This is a genomic window from Vibrio ishigakensis (genome assembly GCF_024347675.1).
GTDB classification, from domain to species: Bacteria; Pseudomonadota; Gammaproteobacteria; order Enterobacterales; family Vibrionaceae; genus Vibrio; species Vibrio ishigakensis.
In genome coordinates this window covers 2,798,218-2,819,994 of record NZ_AP024881.1, presented here as the reverse complement: position 1 = coordinate 2,819,994, position 21,777 = coordinate 2,798,218, and the positions used below count along the sequence as shown (strand labels likewise).

Here is a 21,777-nt window from a genome sequence, read left to right as displayed (position 1 = left end):
CAGCATCAAAATCTGCGCACCAACTCCATCTTCTTTGGAGTCATTGTAAGAAAACAGTCGTTAGTCTCTGCCTCATATTGTTAGGCAGTTGGGTCACTTATCAGCGAGCTGAGGAACCCCATGGTTTACTCCTATACCGAGAAAAAGCGCATCCGTAAGGACTTTGGTACTCGTCCACAAGTTTTGGACGTACCGTACCTGCTATCGATCCAGCTTGATTCTTTCGATAAATTTATCGAACAGGATCCAGAAGGGCAATACGGTTTAGAAGCTGCTTTCCGCTCTGTATTCCCAATCCAGAGCTATAACGGCAACTCTGAGCTGCAATACGTTAGCTACCGTCTTGGTGAACCAGTATTTGACGTTAAAGAATGCCAAATCCGCGGTGTCACTTATTCTAAACCGCTGCGCGTTAAACTGCGTCTTGTTGTTTATGATAAAGATGCACCAGCTGGTACTGTAAAAGACATTAAAGAACAAGAAGTCTACATGGGTGAAATTCCACTCATGACAGACAATGGTACCTTCGTAATTAATGGTACCGAGAGGGTTATCGTATCCCAGCTGCACAGAAGCCCAGGCGTATTCTTCGACAGCGACAAAGGTAAGACCCACTCATCTGGTAAAGTTCTATATAACGCACGCGTTATCCCTTACCGTGGCTCATGGCTAGACTTTGAGTTCGATCCTAAGGATAACCTGTTCGTTCGTATCGACCGTCGTCGTAAGCTTCCAGCTTCAATCATCCTACGTGCTTTGGGCAAAACTACCGAAGAGATCCTAGATCTATTCTTCGAGAAAGTTCGCTTTGAAGTAAAAGACCAAACTCTAATGATGGAGTTGGTACCAGAGCGTCTACGTGGTGAAACTGCTTCTTTTGATATCGAAGCAAACGGTAAAGTTTATGTTGAAGCTGGTCGTCGTGTAACTGCACGCCACATCCGCCAACTGGATAAAGATGGCGTTGAGTTTATCGAAGTACCTGTTGAGTACATCGTTGGCAAGGTTGCATCTAAAGACTACATCGACGAGAACACCGGTGAGATCGTTGTTGAGGCGAACCAAGAGTTCAGCCTTGAGAGCCTAGCTAACCTAGCGCAAGCAGGTCACACTAAGCTTGAGACTCTATTTACTAACGACCTAGACCACGGTCCATTCATGTCTGATACGCTTCGTAGTGACAGCACCACTGACCGTATCACTGCGCTTGTAGAAATCTACCGCATGATGCGTCCTGGTGAGCCACCGACGAAGGAAGCTGCTGAAGCTCTATTCGAGAGCCTGTTCTTCTCTGAAGAGCGTTACGACCTATCTCAGGTTGGTCGTATGAAGTTCAACAGCTCTATCATGCGTGAAGATGCTCAAGAGCAGGGTACTCTAGACGAAACTGATATCATCGAAGTGATGAAGAAGCTTATCGCTATCCGTAACGGTAAAGGCGAAGTGGATGATATCGACCACCTTGGTAACCGTCGTATCCGTTCTGTGGGCGAAATGGCTGAAAACCAATTCCGTGTTGGTCTAGTACGTGTTGAGCGTGCAGTTAAAGAGCGTCTAAGCCTTGGCGATCTTGATAGCATCATGCCTCAAGACCTAATCAACGCTAAGCCTATCTCTGCTGCTGTTAAAGAGTTCTTTGGTTCTTCGCAACTGTCTCAGTTCATGGACCAAAACAACCCGCTTTCAGAAGTAACGCACAAGCGTCGTATCTCTGCGTTGGGCCCAGGCGGTCTAACTCGTGAGCGTGCGGGCTTCGAGGTACGTGACGTACACGTAACTCACTACGGTCGTCTATGTCCGATCGAAACTCCTGAAGGTCCAAACATCGGTCTGATCAACTCGCTTTCTGCATATGCGCGTTGTAACGAATTCGGCTTCCTAGAGACTCCATACCGTCGCGTTGTTGATGGTGTTGTTACTGGCGACGTAGATTACCTATCGGCAATCGAAGAAGGCCAGTACGTTATCGCTCAGGCGAACACAGTTCTAGCTGAAGACAATACCTTCGCTGACGAACTGATCACTGCTCGTTTGAAAGGTGAATCTGGTCTTCACCCACGTGATAACGTGAGCTATATGGACGTTGCAACTAACCAGGTTGTATCGATCGCTGCATCTCTAATCCCATTCCTAGAGCACGATGACGCAAACCGTGCATTGATGGGTGCGAACATGCAACGTCAGGCAGTTCCAACGCTTAAGGCTGATAAGCCTCTAGTTGGTACTGGTGTTGAGCGCAATATCGCGGTTGACTCTGGTGTTACAGCTGTAGCTAAGCGTGGCGGTACTATCCAGTCTGTAGACGCATCACGTATCGTAGTTAAGGTTAACGAAGATGAGCTAGTACCTGGTGAAGCGGGTATCGACATCTACAACCTAACTAAGTACACGCGTTCTAACCAGAACACTTGTATCAACCAGCGTCCAACTGTGATGCCGGGTGAGCCAGTATCTAAAGGTGACGTACTAGCTGATGGTCCTTCGACTGACCTTGGTGAACTAGCGCTTGGTCAAAACATGCGCATCGCGTTCATGCCTTGGAATGGTTATAACTTTGAGGATTCAATCCTAGTTTCTGAGCGTGTAGTACAAGAAGATCGCTTTACTACTATCCACATCCAAGAGCTATCTTGTGTGGCGCGTGATACTAAGCTTGGTTCTGAAGAGATCACTGCTGATATTCCAAACGTTGGTGAAGCAGCACTATCTAAGCTAGATGAGTCAGGTATCGTTTACATCGGTGCTGAAGTTAAGGGTGGTGACATCCTAGTTGGTAAAGTTACGCCTAAGGGTGAAACTCAGCTAACTCCTGAAGAGAAGCTACTACGCGCTATCTTCGGTGAAAAAGCATCTGACGTTAAAGATACTTCTCTACGCGTACCAAACTCTGTTTCAGGTACTATCATCGACGTTCAAGTATTTACTCGTGACGGCGTTGAGAAAGACAAGCGTGCTCTAGAAATCGAGCAAATGCAGCTGAAAGAAGCGAAGAAAGACCTTACTGAAGAATTCCAGATTCTTGAGGGTGGCCTTCTAAACCGTGTTCGCGCTGTACTAATCGCTGGTGGTTACTCTGAAGCTAAGCTAGACGCTACTGATCGTAAGAAGTGGCTAGAGCTAACTCTTGAAGATGACGCTCTACAATCTCAGCTAGAACAAATGGCTGAGCAATACGACGAGCTGAAAGCTGAGTTCGATAAGAAGTTCGAAACCAAGCGTCGTAAGATCACACAAGGTGATGATCTTGCACCAGGCGTACTGAAGATCGTTAAGGTTTACCTAGCGGTTAAACGTCGCATCCAGCCAGGTGATAAGATGGCGGGTCGTCACGGTAACAAGGGTGTTATCTCTAAGATCAACCCTGTTGAAGACATGCCGTACGATGAGAAAGGCCAACCTGTAGATATCGTTCTAAACCCGCTGGGCGTACCTTCGCGTATGAACATCGGTCAGATTCTTGAGGTTCACCTAGGTCTAGCTGCGAAAGGTATCGGCGACAAGATCAACCAGATGGTTAAGGAACAACAGGAGCTTGCTAAGTTCCGTGAATTCCTACAGAAGGTTTACGATCTAGGCGGTACACGTCAAAACGTAGATATTGCTGAGCTATCAGACGACCAAGTTCGCACGCTTATCAAGAACCTACGTGGCGGTCTACCTATCGCTACTCCAGTATTTGACGGTGCTTCTGAGAAGAACATCAAAGAGCTACTTAAGCTAGGTGACCTGCCTGAGTCTGGTCAGCTAACGCTGTTTGATGGTCGCACAGGTGATGCGTTTGAGCGTCCTGTAACTGTAGGTTACATGTACATGCTGAAACTGAACCACCTTGTTGATGACAAGATGCACGCACGTTCTACTGGTTCTTACAGCCTAGTAACTCAGCAACCACTTGGTGGTAAAGCTCAGTTCGGTGGTCAGCGTTTTGGTGAGATGGAAGTATGGGCACTTGAAGCATACGGTGCTGCTTACACCCTACAAGAAATGCTAACCGTGAAATCGGATGACGTGAACGGCCGTACTAAGATGTATAAGAACATCGTAGATGGTAACCACGCGATGGAACCTGGCATGCCTGAATCCTTCAACGTGTTGTTGAAAGAGATCCGCTCGCTAGGTATTAACATCGAGCTAGAAGACGAAGAGTAATCCCTTTCTGAAAAGAAAAGTGGTTATGTGTAAGAAGGGGCTCGCTTAGCGGCGGGCGCCTTTTAACTCCTTACAGGAGCTGATTGTGAAAGACTTATTAAACTTTCTAAAAGCACAGCATAAGACTGAAGAATTTGATGCAATCAAAATCGGTCTATCTTCACCAGACATGATCCGTTCATGGTCTTTCGGTGAAGTTAAAAAGCCTGAGACAATCAACTATCGTACGTTCAAACCTGAGCGCGATGGTCTGTTCTGTGCGCGTATCTTTGGCCCAGTTAAAGACTACGAATGTCTTTGTGGCAAATATAAGCGTCTGAAACACCGTGGTGTTATCTGTGAGAAGTGTGGCGTTGAAGTTACACAAACTAAAGTTCGTCGTGACCGTATGGGCCACATCGAGCTTGCATCACCAGTTGCTCACATCTGGTTCCTAAAATCACTGCCGTCTCGTATCGGTCTACTAATGGATATCCCACTACGTGATATCGAGCGCGTTCTGTACTTCGAAATGTACGTTGTGACAGAAGCGGGTATGACTGATCTAGAAAAAGGTCAGATGCTTACTGAAGAAGAGTATCTGGACAAGCTAGAAGAGTGGGGTGATGAGTTCACTGCTAAGATGGGTGCAGAAGCGATCAAAGATCTGCTTGCGTCTATGGATCTTGTGCAGGAAGCTGAACTTATGCGTGAAGAGTTGGAAACAACTAACTCTGAAACTAAGCGTAAGAAAATCACTAAGCGCTTGAAGCTAGTTGAAGCATTCGTTGCATCAGGCAACAACCCTGAGTGGATGATTCTAACTGTACTTCCAGTTCTGCCACCAGATCTACGTCCTCTAGTACCACTAGATGGCGGTCGCTTTGCGACTTCAGATCTGAACGACCTATACCGTCGTGTGATCAACCGTAACAACCGTTTGAAGCGTCTACTAGAGCTATCTGCTCCGGACATCATCGTGCGCAACGAAAAGCGTATGCTGCAAGAGTCTGTTGATGCACTTCTAGATAACGGTCGTCGTGGTCGTGCGATCACAGGTTCTAACAAGCGTCCTCTGAAATCTCTTGCTGATATGATCAAGGGTAAACAAGGTCGTTTCCGTCAGAACCTACTAGGTAAGCGTGTAGACTACTCTGGCCGTTCTGTAATCACAGTAGGTCCATACCTTCGTCTGCACCAGTGTGGTCTTCCTAAGAAGATGGCACTTGAGCTATTCAAACCATTCATCTATAGCAAGCTAGAGACCCGTGGTCTAGCGACTACTATCAAGGCTGCTAAGAAGATGGTTGAGCGTGAAGAACCAGTAGTTTGGGATATCCTGGACGAAGTTATTCGCGAACACCCAGTACTATTGAACCGTGCACCTACACTTCACCGTCTAGGTATCCAGGCGTTCGAACCAGTACTAATCGAAGGTAAAGCGATCCAGCTACACCCACTTGTGTGTGCGGCATATAACGCTGACTTCGATGGTGACCAGATGGCGGTACACGTACCTCTAACTCTGGAAGCTCAGCTAGAAGCTCGTACTCTGATGATGTCGACAAACAACATTCTGTCGCCGGCGTCAGGTGATCCTATCATCGTACCTTCTCAGGACGTTGTATTGGGTCTTTACTACATGACACGTGACAAAATCAACGTGAAAGGTGAAGGCATGTACCTTGCTGGCCCAGATGAGGCTGAGAAGGCATACCGCACTAAGAGCGCTGAGCTGCACGCACGTGTTAAAGTGCGCATTACTGAGACCATCAAAGATGACGAAGGTAACAGCACTACAGAAACTAAGCTTGTTGATACAACTATCGGTCGTGCAATGCTTTGGCAGATCGTTCCAGCAGGCCTGCCATTCGAACTAGTTAACCAAAAACTAGGTAAGAAGCAGATTTCTAAGCTACTTGATGAGGCTTACCGTAACCTAGGTCTTAAAGACACAGTTATCTTCGCTGACCAAATCATGTACACAGGTTTCGCATACGCGGCACTATCTGGTGTATCTGTTGGTATCGACGATATGGTTGTTCCAGACGCTAAGTACACAGAGATCTCTGAAGCAGAAGAAGAAGTACGTGAAATCCAAGACCAGTACCAATCAGGTCTGGTAACAGCGGGTGAGCGTTACAACAAAGTTATCGATATCTGGGCGTCTACCAACGACCGTGTAGCGAAAGCTATGATGGATAACCTATCTTCTGAGACAGTAGTTAACCGTGAAGGTGAAGAAGAACAACAAGAGTCGTTCAACAGCATCTACATGATGGCCGACTCAGGTGCTCGTGGTTCTGCAGCACAGATTCGTCAGCTAGCGGGTATGCGTGGTCTGATGGCACGTCCAGATGGTTCAATCATCGAAACGCCGATCACTGCGAACTTTAAAGAAGGTCTAAACGTACTTCAGTACTTTATCTCAACGCACGGTGCTCGTAAGGGTCTTGCGGATACAGCACTGAAAACTGCGAACTCGGGTTATCTAACTCGTCGTCTAGTAGACGTTGCTCAGGACGTTGTAGTTCACGAGCACGACTGTGGCACTCACGAAGGTATCGAAATGATGCCACACATCGAGGGTGGTGACGTTAAGGTTCCTCTAACTGAGCTTGCGCTTGGTCGTGTAGTAGCAGAAGACGTAATCAAGCCAGGTACAGAAGAAGTTCTGATCCCACGTAATACTCTGATTGATGAGAAGTGGTGTCAGATCATGGACGAGAACTCTGTAGACCGTATGAAAGTACGTTCTGTAGTAACTTGTGACTCTGACTTCGGTTGTTGTGCACTGTGTTACGGTCGTGACCTAGCACGTGGTCACCTAGTGAACCAAGGTGAAGCAGTTGGTGTAATCGCTGCTCAGTCTATCGGTGAACCAGGTACACAGCTTACCATGCGTACGTTCCACATCGGTGGTGCGGCATCTACGGCAGCTGCTGAGAACAGCATCCAGTCGAAGAACGACGGTACGATTCACCTGAACAACGCTAAGTTCGTTGTAAACAAAGATGGCAAGTTCGTAATCACTTCTCGTGCTTCTGAACTAACTATCGTTGATGAACTAGGCCGTACTAAAGAGAAGCACAAACTTCCTTACGGTTCGATCCTAGATAAGGGTGATTCTGAAGCAGTTGCTAAAGGCGACACAGTTGCTAACTGGGAAGCGCACACACTACCTATCATCACTGAGGTAGCAGGTCGCATCCAGTACGTTGACATGATCGACGGCGTAACAGTATCTCGTCAGACAGATGACCTTACAGGTCTATCTTCGAGCGAAGTTACTGACGCGGCAGCTCGTCCAGCGGCAGGTAAAGACATGCGTCCAGCTATCAAGCTTGTTGATGAGCAAGGTAACGACGTAATGATCCCTGGCACTGACATGCCTGCGCAATACTTCCTACCGGGTAAAGCGATTGTTCAAATCGAAGACGGCAGTGAAGTAGGTATCGGTGATACCCTAGCACGTATTCCTCAGAAGTCTGGTGGTAACAAAGATATCACCGGTGGTCTTCCACGAGTTGCTGACCTGTTCGAAGCACGTAAGCCTAAAGAGCCTGCGATCCTTGCTGAGCACACAGGTACAGTATCTTTCGGTAAAGAGACCAAAGGTAAACGTCGTCTAGTGATCACTCGTGAAGGTGGTGACGCTTACGAAGAAATGATTCCTAAGCACCGTCAGCTGAACGTGTTCGAAGGTGAGAAGGTTGAGCGTGGTGATGTGATCGCAGATGGTCCAGAAACTCCGCATGACATTCTACGTCTTCGTGGTATCCACGCGATGACTCAGTACATAGCGAACGAGGTTCAGGAAGTATACCGTCTACAAGGCGTTAAGATTAACGATAAGCACATCGAGACTATCGTTCGTCAAATGCTACGTAAGTGTACTATCACAAGCGCTGGTGACTCTGAGTTCCTACCTGGTGAGCAGGTTGAGTACGCTCAGGTTAAGATTGCTAACCGTGCTCTAGAAGCAGAAGGTAAGCAACCAGCTGGCTTCGAGCGTGAGCTTCTAGGTATCACTAAAGCTTCTCTTGCGACTGAGTCGTTCATCTCTGCGGCATCGTTCCAGGAGACAACTCGCGTACTAACAGAAGCAGCTGTATCTGGTAAGCGCGATGAGCTTCGTGGTCTGAAAGAAAACGTAATCGTGGGTCGTCTGATCCCAGCGGGTACTGGTTTCGCATACCACCAAGACCGTCAAGCTAAGCGTGAAGAGCAAGGCCCTTCAGCTGAGCAAGCTACCGACAACTTGGCAGCACTTCTAAACGCTGGTTTCTCTGACGAGTAAGCTGAGCATTAGATAGCAAAAAGGCATCCAATTTGGATGCCTTTTTTAATGCCTGCAGTTTGAGAAAAGTGCCTATTTTCAGAGCCGAAAAAGGCTAGAGAGCGGGATCGCCCTCTACCGAGATTGTCACCTAGCGCAATTAAGCGCCAGGCGGGATAGCTAGGCTTTCTGCAATTAACTGAATCAGCTTATCTTCTACCTCGAAGCGCAGTTCTAACACCTCACCAATCTTTGACATATCCTGTTCAAAGGTCTCAAGCTCATCGTCCACTGGAATATTGGCGTATTGGTCAGTGAAGTTAAGCAGAGGCTCTGTAGTCAGAACTATCTTGGCGTAGGTCTGGCTGATCTCTTCTGTGGTTTGAAAGCCTGTAGCGGCCCATTTCTCCATGACCATGTCATAGATCTTGAAGTGACCCTCAGAGATATAATCTACTAGGTGTTGAGAGAATTTTTGAAGCTCTTCCTTAGTAGGAAGTGTCGCGACGTTAGAAGAGGCGGCTGGTTGCAGGGAAGCCAATTTCACATACTCTACAAGTAATGCTTGGCGTTTCTCCAACCAATGGTCGATGACGTCACTCGAGCCACCCCATTCTTCTTGCACTTGTTGAAATTTTTTTAGCATGACCAAGTCCTCTTGATCCTTTACCGGCCTGGTAAAGCTCTCGAAACACAGCGAGAGGGTTCCATTGTTGAAAGCAAAAATTGTGTTTTATACCAACGGCTTTGCACCATTACCTTGTGCATATGGTATAGATTTAGATTGCCAGTAAAATAACAGAACTGCAAGCGGAGAGAATACGGATGTTAAAAAAAAGTAACAGTGCAAAACAAGCTTACTGGCTGGTGGTCAACGGTAGCGATATCTGGTTAGACCAAGGTGAGATCCCATTTGGTGATGCGCATACTTATGATTTACTTAAAGAAAAGGCGGTAGTCATAGCTGAATATCAAGGGCATTCCGTTTATTGGCTTAACTATGCGGATGTGGAGAGAGAGCTAGAAATGAGCTCCTTGCGTAGCCTACTGGATCTACCACAAGAATTGTTCTTGATCGTGAGTAAGGCGATTCAATATGGGCACATGAGCCAAACTATGCGCTTTTGTGGTCAGTGCGGGGGGCGTTGCTCTCTCAATCACAATCAACTGGCGATGCAATGTCAGCAATGTCGCACCCTACATTATCCGCGTATCTTCCCATGCATTATAGTTGCGGTGCGTAACGGCTCTAAAATACTTCTAGCTCAACACCCAAGACACAAAGGCAATATGTATACAGTGATTGCTGGCTTCCTAGAGGTGGGAGAAACCCTAGAGCAGTGCGTAGCGCGCGAGGTGAAAGAAGAGACAGGTATCACGGTTAAGAACATCAAGTACTTCGGCAGCCAACCCTGGGCATTCCCAAGTAGCATGATGATGGGGTTTATAGCTGAATACGCAGAGGGTGAGATTAAGCCGGATTACACCGAGCTAAGCGATGCTGCTTGGTTCGAACATGACAACCTTCCTGAAGTTGCGCCTTCGGGAACTATTGCCAGAGCGCTAATTGAGTCCACTGTAGAGTCGATTCAGAAAACGTAATTTAGATAAAAAAAGCCCTCCTAGAGGGAGGGCAATACTGTTCTATTGGGAGTATCTCTACGGTACTCACTTGTTATAGGTTTCGCTAGAGAACATTTTTTTAACATTTGGCGTCAGCCAAGGCAATCTCTGGCTTGAGTTGTGTATTTATAACTTGATCTACCGCTCAATCCTCGAACATCCTTCCCAGTCGAAAGGTGCTAGAATGGCGTTTTCGTACCAATGGATTATGACCTGAAAAATGACTGAATTGAAAAATGATCGCTATCTTCGTGCTCTTCTAAAACAGCCGGTAGATTACACCCCTGTTTGGATGATGCGTCAGGCGGGTCGTTACCTTCCAGAATACAAAGCAACTCGCGCCGAAGCGGGTGATTTTATGTCTCTGTGTAAGAACGCAGAGCTCGCGTCTGAGGTTACCCTTCAGCCGCTAAGACGTTTCCCATTGGATGCAGCAATCCTTTTCTCTGACATCCTAACCATTCCAGATGCAATGGGTCTTGGCCTTTACTTTGAAACGGGTGAAGGTCCTAAATTTGAACGCCCGATTACCTGTAAGGCAGACGTAGACAAGATTGGTCTTCCTGATCCTGAAGGTGAACTGCAATATGTTATGAATGCAGTACGTCAGATCCGCAAAGACCTAGCAGGTGAAGTACCACTGATTGGTTTCTCTGGTAGCCCTTGGACACTTGCGACCTACATGGTTGAAGGTGGCAGCTCTAAGGCATTCACCAAGATCAAGAAGATGATGTACGCTGAGCCGCAAACACTGCACCTATTGCTGGACAAGCTAGCAGACAGCGTAATCGAATACCTTAACGCACAGATCAAAGCAGGTGCTCAGTCTGTAATGGTGTTTGATACATGGGGTGGTGTACTGACTCCTCGCGATTACAACGAGTTCTCTCTACGCTACATGCACAAGATCGTAGATGGGCTAATTCGTGAAAACGAAGGCCGCCGCGTGCCAGTAACCCTGTTCACTAAGAACGGCGGTATGTGGCTAGAGTCTATTGCAGCGACGGGCTGTGATGCAGTAGGCCTAGACTGGACAATCAATATCGCAGATGCCAAAGCTCGTATCGGTGATAAGGTTGCTCTACAGGGCAACATGGACCCATCCATGCTGTATGCAGGTCATGACCGTATCCGCCAAGAGGTTGCTGGCATCCTTGAAGGCTTCGGTGATGCAGGTACAGGCCATGTATTTAACCTTGGTCACGGTATCCACCTAGATGTGCCACCAGAGAATGCTGGCGTATTCGTAGAAGCGGTACATGAGCTTTCTAAGCCATACCACAAATAAAAAAATAGCCCCTCGATGAGGGGCTAGTACTTTGTAGCTGATAGCTGATAGCTGTCAGCTATTTTTATATCTATAGCCTTTAGGCAGGCTCTCATCTGGCATCGTCTTATAGCGTTTGTGTAGCCACATCCACTGATCTAGCTGACGCAGAATCACTTCTTCATAGGCCTTGTTCATCATAGCCGCACCCGCTTCCACATCCTTCTTAGGGAAGTTTTCATGGATGGTTGGAGCAAGGTTTAGCTCATACTGCCCGTTAGCGTCTCTGAATCCGGTTACAGGAATCATGGCGCAATCAGTCATACTGAAGAGAATATTCGCTCCTGTGGTGGTACAGGCGTCCTCAACGGCAAAGAAGGGCACGAACACAGACTTGTTGCGACCGTAGTCGTGATCACCGAGATAGAACAGACGCTCACCACGCTTAAGTACGCGAATCATCTCTTTCACATTTTTACGATCGACTAACTTGTTACCGTTGTGGGTTCGACCCCAATACTGGATAAAGTCGTACGCTGGGTTGTTGTGCGGGCGATATACGCCACTGCCAGGGTAACCCAATACCGCAAAAGCACGAGCACTGATCTCAAGGTTAAGTGTATGCGGGTGACATAGCAGGACCCCACGCCCTTCTTTCTCAAACTCGATAGCTTGCTCTAGGTTGACGGTGCGAATGCGACGCTTAAGGCGCCACGTAGGCCAGAACCAGGTCATCCCCATCTCTAGGAAGGCAAAGCCAGTATTCTTGAAGTTCTCTTCGACAATAGCTTCGACCTCGTCCGCAGGCTTATCGGGGAAGGCCAGTTCAAGGTTACGTCTTGCTACTTTTACTCGGCTCTTAGCGAGTTTCATAGATAGCTTTCCAAGACCACGACCGAGCTTCAAAAGCACAGAGTAGGGCAGTAGGTTAACTACTAGGGCTAAGAGCCCAAAACCAAACCAAACGCCCCAATATTTGGGGTGCAGTAGTTTTGCTGAGAATTGTGGAGCTTCGTATTTACTCATAGATTACTTAGGCAATTTGCTGACGAAGAAGATCCCAATATTGCTCTAGGTCTTCAGATGGTTTGATTTCAAAGTCACTTCGCACGAAGCGGTTGATGCGACCCTCAACATAGCTTAGAACAATTGACGCTAGGATCTTCTCATCCATAGAGAAGCCTTGTCCTTCACGAAGCATACGCTCACGCAGGATTTGCTTGAGTTGGCTTTCAATCTTGCTAAACAATTGATTGATGCGCTCGCGAAGACGTTCGTTCTCAAACATAAGCGCATGGCCTGAAAGGATGCGACTCAGTCCCTTGTTGTGCTCAGCGAACAACAAGATAAAACGAAGCACCTCATACAAGCGAGTAAGGGTATCTTTCTCTTTGTCCATGATCTGATTGATTCGAGCCAGTACTGATTGCTCAATAAACTCAATCAAGCCCTCAAACATACGTGCTTTGCTTGGAAAGTGACGATAAAGCGCCGCTTCCGATACACCTACTTGCTGAGCCAGTTTTGCGGTGGTAATACGAGATGATCCATCACTCGATTCCAACATTAACGCCAGTGCCTGTAATATTTCGTCTTTGCGATTTGAATTACGTTTGCCCGTCATTAACTACGTCCTTTTAGCTATTACTTATTGTTTACCAGAGTGACCGAAGCCACCGTCACCACGTTGAGATGCATCAAAATCGCCCACTAGGTTGAACTCAGCCTGCACTACAGGTACGAAGACTAGTTGCGCGATACGATCGCCGGGTTCAATAGTGAAGGTGTCTTGACCACGATTCCAAACAGAAACCATTAGCTGACCTTGATAGTCTGAATCGATAAGGCCCACTAGATTACCCAGCACGATACCGTGCTTATGCCCAAGGCCTGAACGAGGAAGAATGGTCGCCGCTAGGCTAGAGTCGCCAATATGGATAGCTAGACCGGTCGGAACAAGGTGGGTCTGGCCTGGAGTCACGATCAGCGCTTCATCTAGGCAAGCTCTAAGGTCGAGGCCTGCTGAACCTTCGGTTGCATATTGTGGCAGAGGAAACTGCTTGCCAATGCGAGGGTCTAGGATTTTTAGGTCTATTTTTCTCATTTTTAGTTCTTACTTAGTGACTCAATTTTTTCGAGGATAGAGCGTGCTTGGTCGGCTTTACTCGCGTGCGGAAGGTGTTCAGTACCATCTTTCCAGAATAGGGTTAGCACATTGTCATTGGCATTAAAGCCGATACCGGCTTGAGATACGTCGTTAGCACAGATGAGGTCAAGGTTCTTGCGCTTGAGTTTGTCCATGGCGTACTGTTCAACGTTTTGCGTTTCAGCAGCAAAGCCAACGGTGAATGGACGATTTTTTTCAAGAGCGGCAACGCTAGCAATGATGTCTGGGTTCTTCACCATGCGGATAACCAGTTCATCACTGTCTTCGGTCTTCTTCATCTTTTGGTCGGCAACCGACTCAGGTCTATAGTCTGCTACTGCCGCACAACCGATAAAGATATCGTTATGGATTGCATGGGCATTCGCCTGCTCAAACATCTCTTTTGCGCTTAACACGTCGATACGAGCCACACCTGCTGGAGTAGGTAGATTTACAGGGCCACTGATTAGGGTAACCTCTGCGCCAAGATTAGCGGCTTGCTCAGCTAGGGCAAAGCCCATTTTGCCTGAGCTATGGTTCGAGATAAAACGCACCGGATCGATAGCTTCTTGAGTTGGACCAGCAGTAATAGCGATCTTTTTACCTTCAAGGATACCCGGCTGGAAGTGAGCAATTGAGCGCTCTACCAGTTGCATTGGCTCTAGCATACGGCCAAGACCAACATCGCCACAGGCTTGTTCACCGGCCGCAGGGCCCCAGATCATGTATCCGCGACGCTTGAGGGTAGCGATGTTTTCTTGGGTGGCGATGTTTTTGTACATCTGCTGATTCATTGCAGGTGCTATGGCAACAGGTGCGTCCGTTGCCAGAACAACGGTAGTTAGAAGATCGTTACCCATGCCGGCAGACATGCGGGCAATCAGATCAGCGGTAGCTGGAGCAAGCAGGACCAGGTCCGCCCATTTTGCGAATTCTATGTGTCCCATAGAGGCTTCAGCGGCTGGATCTAAAAGACTATCGCCGACAGGGCTGCCAGATACCGCTTGCATGGTAAGCGGGGTGATAAATTCTTTGGCTGCCTTGGTCATAACGACCTTAACTTTTGCACCACGCTCGGTAAGACGACGGGTCAGTTCGGCACATTTATAAGCGGCGATACCACCACTAATGCCTAGAACAATTTTTTTCCCTTCAAGAGGTTGCATGCTTTTTATCTCTAATAAACTTCTCGGCTAACCATACCATATATTAACGGGAAATTAGAGTTTGACGCCGAGTTTGAGAAGCCCTGACACAGATTCAAATTATAAGATAAACCTCTGAAACTAAACCCGATTCGAACCATACTTTTTCGATTCAATAGGGTGCGAGTAGCTATGAGCTTAAAACAACTACCTAAAGAGTCACTACCGAGGGAAAAGTTACTTAGCAAAGGAGCAGAGAGCCTAACAGATGCAGAGCTATTGGCTATCTTTCTCAGAACTGGTTGTCAGGGGATGAATGTATTGGCTCTTTCAGACCACCTTCTAACGGTATTTGGTTCCCTTAGGCATCTGTTAACTGCCAGTGAGCATGTATTTTGTCAGCACAAGGGATTGGGCGTTGCAAAGTACGTGCAGTTGCAGGCGTTTATCGAGATGACTCGACGTTATTTAGCCGAGACCTTAGAGCGCGGAGAAGCTCTAACTAGCCCACAGCACACCAAACTTTTTCTCTTGAGCATGCTCAGAGACAGATCGCGCGAGGCATTCTTGGTGCTGTTCTTGGACAATCAACACAGGGTGATTGAATATGAAGTGTTATTTGAGGGCACTATAGATGCGGCTAATGTCTATCCTCGAGAGGTAGTAAAACGCTCACTGCATCACAATGCTTGTGCCTTGATTCTGGCCCACAACCATCCCAGTGGTATTGCGGAACCCAGTCAAGCAGACAGAAGAATTACCCGAAGACTGGTGGATGCATTAGCGCTGGTGGATATTCGAGTGTTAGATCATTTCGTAGTTGGAGATGGGGAAGTGGTATCGTTCGCTGAGCGAGGTTGGATGTAAAAAGAGGCTGGAAAACCAACCCCTTGAGAACTATTTCTGTTGCATGGCTGCCCACCAATCGGCAGGGGCATCGATTTGACCGTCTTCATCCAATGGTGGATAACCAAGACCTTTGCGTTTGGCTACTTTAGCCAATACTGGGTGACCACGCTCAAACAGGATACGGTGAATCGTCTCTTTAGAAAGTGATGACTCTTCGTTGTCGTACATGCCTTTGAGTTGGCGCTGACGCTGAGCCTCAAACAAGATCAGTGCACTCGCCACTGAAACATTCAAAGATTGCACCATGCCTACCATAGGTATAATGATGTCTTGGTCTGCTAATTCCAGAGCTTGCTTGCTGATACCATTTTTTTCACCGCCCAATACGATAGCAGTCGGCTTTGTGTAGTCGATTTCACGAAAATCCACAGCGGTATCAGAAAGGTTGGTCACCAGAATCTGCATACCTTCAGCTTTCAGGGCTTTAAATGCCTCTTCCGCACTATCATGGGTATCCACTTCAACCCAATTGCGAGCACCGGCCGAAGTGTGGCTCAGGGTACGCATCTTCTTATCAGGCCAAACAGCATGGATCTTATGCACGCCAGCGGCATCAGCGGTACGGATAACCGCTGATACATTGTTTGGCTTGTGAACTTCCTCAAGGCAGAGCGTCAGATCAGACTGACGCGCTTTGAGAACCTGATGGATTTTTTGGAAACGCTCTGGACTCATGCTTACAACTACAGCTTTTATCTACGGCGACGACGAACTTTCAGTGCATGTGGCATGATACGGATCTTCTTCATAATGCCAGCAAGGTGTACGCGGTCTTTGGTGGTCAGTGCCACAGTCACCGTATACAAACGACCATCTTTCTCTTCGGTAGAAATGCCATGGATGTTTGAGCCAGTGCGAGAGATAACATTAGTTAGCTCAGCAAGTGCACCTTGGCTGTTTTGCATGTCGATCTGTAGCTCAGAGATAAACTCTTGCTCATGGGTATCTTCCCACTCGACCGCCATGTACTTATCCGGCTCTTTCTCATGCCCACGGATGTTTGGACAGGTATCACGGTGGATAACCAGACCACGTCCCGGAGACACGTGCGCCACGATATGATCGCCCGGAATAGGGTGACAGCAGTTAGCGTAGGTCAGTAGGATGCCATCAGCGCCCTTGATAGAAAGTTTCTTATCAGAGCGAGGCTCAACGGAGCTGGTTTCAGTCAGTGAGTCTGCATCACCCAGTAGGCGACGTGCGATGATAATACTCATCAGCTCACCCAGACCGATTGCTGCTAGCATGTCATCAACAGACTCAAGCTTGAGGTCTTTGAGCACGTGCTCGATGTTCTCTGGATAAACCGTATCGATAGAGTGGCGACCCAGAGCGTGGTTTAGCAGGCGACGACCCAGAGCAACAGACTCTTCACGACGCATGGTCTTAAGAACTTGACGGATCTTAGTGCGCGCACGGGAAGTCACTACATAGTTTAGCCATGCAGCGTTTGGTCTAGCACCAGGAGCACTAATGATTTCAATGGTTTGACCGTTCTTCAGTGCCTTACTTAGTGGGTAAGGGTTACGGTCTACGCGAGCACCCACACAGGTATTACCTACGTCGGTGTGAACAGCGTAAGCAAAGTCTACTGCAGTTGCACCCACTGGAAGCTCTACGATACGACCTTTCGGTGTAAACACGTAGATTTCATCAGGGAAGAGATCAGACTTAACGTTCTCGATAAACTCAAACGAGTTACCGGCGCTTTGCTGAAGCTCAAGTAGGCTCTGCATCCAACGCTGTGCTTTCACCTGTGCGGTGGTGCCACTGCGTTGGTTATTGTTCTTATATGACCAGTGTGCCGCGACACCCTTGTCCGCCATCTGGTCCATATCTTCAGTCCGGATCTGCACTTCTACTGGCACGCCGTGAGGGCCAACCATAGAGGTGTGCAGTGACTGATAGCCGTTCGCTTTAGGTACCGCAATGTAGTCTTTCATGCGACCTGGGCGCGGCTTATAGAGACTATGCGCTTGGCCTAGCACTCGATAGCAGGTATCCACATCTTCAACAATCACTCGGAACGCGTAGATATCCATAATGGTATGGAAACGCTGCTCCTTGGTCTTCATCTTGTTGTAGATGGAATACAGATTCTTCTCACGGCCTAGCACTCGTGATGGAACGCCTACTTCTTCAAGTCGGCCTTCGATCTCAGAGTGGATGCGCTGAATCATCTCTTTACGGTTGCCACGTGCTGTCTTCACTACCTCTTTTAGAACGCGGTAGCGATTTGGGTATAGCGCTTCAAAACCCAGCTCTTCAAGCTCAGTTTTGATGTTGTGGATACCCAGACGGTGGGCAAGCGGAGAGTAGATTTCTAGGGTTTCGCGAGCGATACGACGACGCTTGTCTGGTCGAAGTGCCCCTAGGGTACGCATATTGTGAGTTCGGTCAGAAAGCTTGATCAGAATAACGCGGATGTCTTGCACCATGGCAAGTACCATCTTACGGAAGTTCTCAGCTTGAGCTTCTTTGCGATCACGGAATTTAAGCTTATCTAGCTTTGATACACCATCAACCAGCTCAGCAACGGCAGTTCCGAACTCTCCTTCGAGTTCTTCTTTGGTGACCTCAGTGTCTTCAATGACATCGTGCAGAAGTGCAGCTTGCAGCGTCTCTAGGTCGAGGCGCATCTCAGCCAGGATTCTGGCCACAGCTACGGGGTGGATGATATATGGCTCACCACTTGAGCGCGTTTGCCCTTCATGGGCATCTTTTGCTACCAAATAAGAACGACGAAGAGCCTCTAGTTGAGGCTCTGAAAGGTATTCTTTGGCAACGTCTTTGAGGCTATCAAACAGATACAAATTCAGACCCAAAAGGTTACGTGAGAATAAGCAGATTAACGAGTGTGAGCGATGCTGCTCACTGCTGCTAGTTCAGCTGCTTCTTGCTCTTGTTGTTCTTGACGCTCTTTAGCATCCAAGATTTCTTTAGTAATCAGACCCTCTTCGATTTCACGTAGAGCGATTACAGTTGGCTTATCGTTCTCTTCTGGCACTAGAGAATCTTTGCCACCAGTTTGCATTTGACGTGCGCGGCGAGCAGAAATTAGAACTAGGTCGAAACGGTTACCAACTTTTTCAACTGCGTCTTGTACGGTTACGCGTGCCATGAGGACTCCAAATTACTTAATAAAACTTCAAAATGACGGGAAATTATACAGTGTTCTTGTTTAGTCTGCTAGTAACGCAGCAAGCATTCCACTGTATTTTGCTGTTTGTTTGTCTTTCTTTAGGCGCTCTGCACGCAGAATCGCTCTGAAATCCATCAAAGCAGCATCAAAGTCGTCGTTAACTATAACGTAATCATATTCATCATAGTGTGACATTTCCGATTTCGCCTCACTCATACGCTTCGCGATGACCTCGGCACTGTCTTGACCACGCACATTCAGGCGACGTTCTAGCTCACCGTTTGACGGTGGTAGGATGAACACGCTCTTAGACTCTGGCATTTGCTCACGGATTTGACGGCCACCTTGCCAGTCGATATCTAGGAATACATCTATACCTCGTTCAAGGTTCTCTTCAATCCATACGCGAGAAGTGCCGTAATAGTTTCCAAATACTTCAGCATACTCAAGGAATACACCTTGTTCGATCAAAGATTCGAACTGATGGCGCTGTACAAAATGGTAGTGCACTCCGTCTTCTTCACCTGGGCGCATGCCACGTGTGGTGTGAGAAACAGAAACTTTCATCGCATAAACAGGGTTCTTTTCAAGCATCGCTGAGATGAGACTAGATTTGCCCGCACCGCTTGGTGCTGAAACGATATAAAGTGTGCCTTTGCCCATTTTGTTGGAACTCCAAAAGTGAGGGTTGGAAACTGCCGAGTCACGGCATTAGTAAAGATAGCACTAGTGTTAACTTTAAGATAACGCTAGAAAAATGGTTGCGAAGAATAGCACGGAAAAACGACAGTTCACAACTACAACTCTTATCGAAATCGCCTTGCCACTGATACCTGCATTTGCGAGTTATACCCAAACAAACCATCCCTTAGAAAATCCCACCGTTAATACACTCCTTTTTGACTTGTTTGTGAATGACACAATTAGGAGGGAGCGATGAAAAGACTGCGGGTTGTTTATCTATGTGGCTTATTGCTGATAGGGCTATTGTCGAAGATGGCCATGGCATCGGAGGACCTACTTAAGCTTTGTAAACCCTTAGCGCCTCCTCTCGATGGTGTTTACCAGACTGTTCAGCAGGTTGAGGTTAGCTGGTTGGTTCGAGGCGTGCTTTGTTACAAGGCTAGTGAAGCACACTGGCAGCTTAAAAAGGATGAGAAGGAGCTGGCCATTGAGAGCCTAGAGTCCCTAATGCATGTGACGATAGCCTTGATGCCAAAGCATATCCAAAAAACAGATGCAGACCTTTTGATCGAGAGTGCTCGTGATGCAATAGCTAGCTTGAGTTATGTCCCTGCCAATCTCAGTGGTGCTGTGCTGACCTACGCCTCGGAGCCAAGGACAGGGGCTGAAGTCTCAGTGCTCTTCGCACAGACAGGTAATGTGTATACGGTGATTACCGATGAAAACGGCTTGTTTCAGATTGACTCGATTGAAGAAGGGGGATTCGTTGCTAACGTAACTACCTCTGAGGGAGATATAGGTAGTGCCCACGCTAGCGTGGTGCAAAAGAGACCAAGTAATTCGGTGACCATTTACGTAGAGCAACCGGGCAATGCGTCTATCTCTGGTCGAGTGTATGTGGATGGTCAAACACCAGGAGAAGATGTCATGGTGTTTGTCGAGTTCCCTGAGCTTTCCAAAGAGTATGCAACAAGCATTCAACCCGATGGTTTTTATAGATTTGATAACCTTAGCGCAACGGGCACTTTCATTTTATCTGGCTTACAGGCTTCGAATGGCGCTCTGGGTATTGAGGCACACTACATTCCTGATTCAACCCTAGAAGCCGAGGTAGATCTCTACCTAGATTCTCCCACCAAGGTAAACCCTGAGTTCTTAAATCCAAACTTTGAAAATGGGCTCGATGGTTGGACTCATAGTGAAAACGTAAAGCTGGTTCCTACAGAAGATTACTTTGGTGACTAAGGAGAGTGCTATGAAAGTTTCAATTTTATTCTTGGCTGTTCTTATATCCCTATCTGCTCAAGCCAATGAATGTCCTGTGACCAAGGCTGTGATAATCAGCAATGCGAGTGAACGAATAGATAGTGCCGGTTCCGATGAGCCTGAGTATGTAAATGAGGATGTGATAGAGGGTTATTTAAAGCAGACATTTATGATTCCACCCGCCTATGAGGCTATCGCAGGACAGTTGATGTTTTTGTCTAATGAGTGGCCTTATTGGTACGGCAGTCAGTTTAACGACTCTTATTCAGCCATGTTAGCGGTTGCAGCAGAGAAGCAAAGTCTAGCTAAGGGGAATGTAAACAGTTCGTCTTGGACTGCGAGTAGTTCGGATTATAACGGGGAGACGCCCGAAATTAGCTATGAGGTAGATTTGACAGGATTTGCTGAGCAACAAGCTACTCTGACTTATGAGGTAAAGAATGTAGGGGATCGTAAAGTAGACTCTGCACTAGCTATCAGCCCAGTAAAAGTGGTTCGAACAGATGATTTTGTGCAGGCTTCGTCCGGATATATCTCGCAAGGAGGCACTATTTCAGGAGATTGGGGAGCGAGTATAAGGCTGTCTTTTACTAACAAGAATGTCCTCGGGACTATACTTCAGGTAGAAAACAAGGCTGGTGGGTATGATGCAAAGCAAGGAGCTATTGTTTTACCTGGTCAGACGGTTACATATACATTTACGAGTTGGGGTGGCGAACCGTATTCGTGGGAAATAGATGTTTCCACTCTTTCTGATGCCATGCTAGTTGAATATGAGATTGAATCCACTTGGGTAGACGGAATGCCTGTAAATCCGTGTATCTATTAGTTAGGAGGAATTATGCAAAGTATCATGACGCTTGTTACTGGATTACTGATAAGTTTTTCCTGTTGGGCGGACAATGTGAGATTGGATATACCTAGCAAAGAAATAGCGTCGGTATCATTTAATGAGAAAAACGTTCAGGTGATACTAACTCCCGAGGCAAGAGCTTCATTTGAGAAGTTTACTCAAGATAACCTGAACAAGACACTGAACTTGTCTATTGAAGGAGTGCGTGCTCAGAGAGCAACTATCCACTCGGTAGTTACATCTGGGCTACTTAGAGTTGATAAGCCTTCTGAACAGTTGATGGAAATCTTAAGAGGATTACCTCAAAAGGAATTTTGAATTGCTCTGGAGCAACC

17 protein-coding genes are annotated in these 21,777 nt (G+C 47.3%); 8 read left to right on the top strand and 9 right to left on the bottom strand.

All coding sequences use genetic code 11. The features are described from left to right. The first annotated feature begins 120 nt into the window (after positions 1-120). Both rpoB and rpoC read left to right on the top strand, forming a co-directional pair. Entirely contained in the window at positions 121-4,149 is a 4,029-nt protein-coding gene (gene rpoB / locus Pcarn_RS12980; RefSeq protein WP_261834257.1) for a DNA-directed RNA polymerase subunit beta, read from the top strand. Between the two features lie 85 nt (positions 4,150-4,234). Then, the gene (rpoC, locus tag Pcarn_RS12975; RefSeq protein WP_261834256.1) at positions 4,235-8,428 is read left to right on the top strand and encodes a DNA-directed RNA polymerase subunit beta'; all 4,194 of its coding nucleotides are present in this window, start codon (positions 4,235-4,237) and stop codon (positions 8,426-8,428) included. Between the two features lie 139 nt (positions 8,429-8,567). Here rpoC and rsd read toward each other — a convergent pair whose 3' ends face one another. Further along, entirely contained in the window at positions 8,568-9,053 is a 486-nt protein-coding gene (gene rsd, locus Pcarn_RS12970; protein WP_261834255.1) for a sigma D regulator, read from the bottom strand. 179 nt (positions 9,054-9,232) lie between these two features. Between rsd and nudC the strand changes: the two genes are divergently transcribed. Next, positions 9,233-10,009, top strand: coding sequence for an NAD(+) diphosphatase (gene nudC, locus Pcarn_RS12965; protein WP_261834254.1), 777 nt, complete (start codon positions 9,233-9,235; stop codon positions 10,007-10,009). 241 nt (positions 10,010-10,250) lie between these two features. Beyond that, positions 10,251-11,318: a uroporphyrinogen decarboxylase gene (hemE, locus tag Pcarn_RS12960; RefSeq protein WP_261834253.1), complete on the top strand. Its 1,068-nt coding sequence runs from the start codon at positions 10,251-10,253 to the stop codon at positions 11,316-11,318. 54 nt (positions 11,319-11,372) lie between these two features. Here the strand turns inward: hemE and lpxL are convergent, their stop codons facing one another. Genes lpxL through coaBC form a run of 4 tightly spaced genes read right to left on the bottom strand, consistent with a single transcriptional unit; the run spans position 11,373 to position 14,609 of the window. Continuing rightward, positions 11,373-12,323 carry an LpxL/LpxP family Kdo(2)-lipid IV(A) lauroyl/palmitoleoyl acyltransferase gene (gene lpxL / locus Pcarn_RS12955; RefSeq protein ID WP_261834252.1) on the bottom strand — a complete coding sequence of 317 codons (951 nt, stop codon included), beginning with the start codon at positions 12,321-12,323 and terminating at the stop codon, positions 11,373-11,375. Positions 12,324-12,330: 7 nt separating this feature from the next. After that, complete coding sequence (gene slmA / locus Pcarn_RS12950) at positions 12,331-12,921, bottom strand: nucleoid occlusion factor SlmA (protein WP_261834251.1); 591 nt, start codon at positions 12,919-12,921, stop codon at positions 12,331-12,333. Between the two features lie 24 nt (positions 12,922-12,945). Next, positions 12,946-13,401: a dUTP diphosphatase gene (gene dut / locus Pcarn_RS12945; protein WP_261834250.1), complete on the bottom strand. Its 456-nt coding sequence runs from the start codon at positions 13,399-13,401 to the stop codon at positions 12,946-12,948. 2 nt (positions 13,402-13,403) lie between these two features. Continuing rightward, positions 13,404-14,609, bottom strand: a complete 1,206-nt coding sequence (gene coaBC, locus Pcarn_RS12940) for a bifunctional phosphopantothenoylcysteine decarboxylase/phosphopantothenate--cysteine ligase CoaBC (protein ID WP_261834249.1) — start codon at positions 14,607-14,609, stop codon at positions 13,404-13,406. 171 nt (positions 14,610-14,780) lie between these two features. Here coaBC and radC point away from each other — a divergent pair, with 171 nt between their 5' ends. After that, the gene (gene radC, locus Pcarn_RS12935; protein ID WP_261834248.1) at positions 14,781-15,455 is read left to right on the top strand and encodes a RadC family protein; all 675 of its coding nucleotides are present in this window, start codon (positions 14,781-14,783) and stop codon (positions 15,453-15,455) included. Between the two features lie 30 nt (positions 15,456-15,485). Here the strand turns inward: radC and trmH are convergent, their stop codons facing one another. Genes trmH through gmk form a run of 4 tightly spaced genes read right to left on the bottom strand, consistent with a single transcriptional unit; the run spans position 15,486 to position 19,302 of the window. After that, entirely contained in the window at positions 15,486-16,172 is a 687-nt protein-coding gene (trmH, locus tag Pcarn_RS12930; protein WP_261834247.1) for a tRNA (guanosine(18)-2'-O)-methyltransferase TrmH, read from the bottom strand. Between the two features lie 17 nt (positions 16,173-16,189). Beyond that, complete coding sequence (gene spoT / locus Pcarn_RS12925; RefSeq protein WP_261835687.1) at positions 16,190-18,310, bottom strand: bifunctional GTP diphosphokinase/guanosine-3',5'-bis pyrophosphate 3'-pyrophosphohydrolase; 2,121 nt, start codon at positions 18,308-18,310, stop codon at positions 16,190-16,192. A gap of 35 nt (positions 18,311-18,345) precedes the next feature. Continuing rightward, positions 18,346-18,618, bottom strand: coding sequence for a DNA-directed RNA polymerase subunit omega (rpoZ, locus tag Pcarn_RS12920; protein ID WP_261834246.1), 273 nt, complete (start codon positions 18,616-18,618; stop codon positions 18,346-18,348). A 60-nt stretch (positions 18,619-18,678) separates the two neighbouring features. Next, positions 18,679-19,302, bottom strand: coding sequence for a guanylate kinase (gene gmk, locus Pcarn_RS12915; RefSeq protein WP_261834245.1), 624 nt, complete (start codon positions 19,300-19,302; stop codon positions 18,679-18,681). Positions 19,303-19,575: 273 nt separating this feature from the next. Here gmk and Pcarn_RS12910 point away from each other — a divergent pair, with 273 nt between their 5' ends. Genes Pcarn_RS12910 through Pcarn_RS12900 form a run of 3 tightly spaced genes read left to right on the top strand, consistent with a single transcriptional unit; the run spans position 19,576 to position 21,760 of the window. Next, positions 19,576-20,568, top strand: a complete 993-nt coding sequence (locus Pcarn_RS12910) for a carboxypeptidase-like regulatory domain-containing protein (protein WP_261834244.1) — start codon at positions 19,576-19,578, stop codon at positions 20,566-20,568. A gap of 10 nt (positions 20,569-20,578) precedes the next feature. Continuing rightward, positions 20,579-21,418 (top strand): hypothetical protein, encoded by an 840-nt coding sequence (locus Pcarn_RS12905; RefSeq protein WP_261834243.1) that lies wholly within the window; start codon positions 20,579-20,581, stop codon positions 21,416-21,418. A gap of 12 nt (positions 21,419-21,430) precedes the next feature. Beyond that, entirely contained in the window at positions 21,431-21,760 is a 330-nt protein-coding gene (locus tag Pcarn_RS12900) for a hypothetical protein (RefSeq protein WP_261834242.1), read from the top strand. Positions 21,761-21,777: the final 17 nt, after the last annotated feature.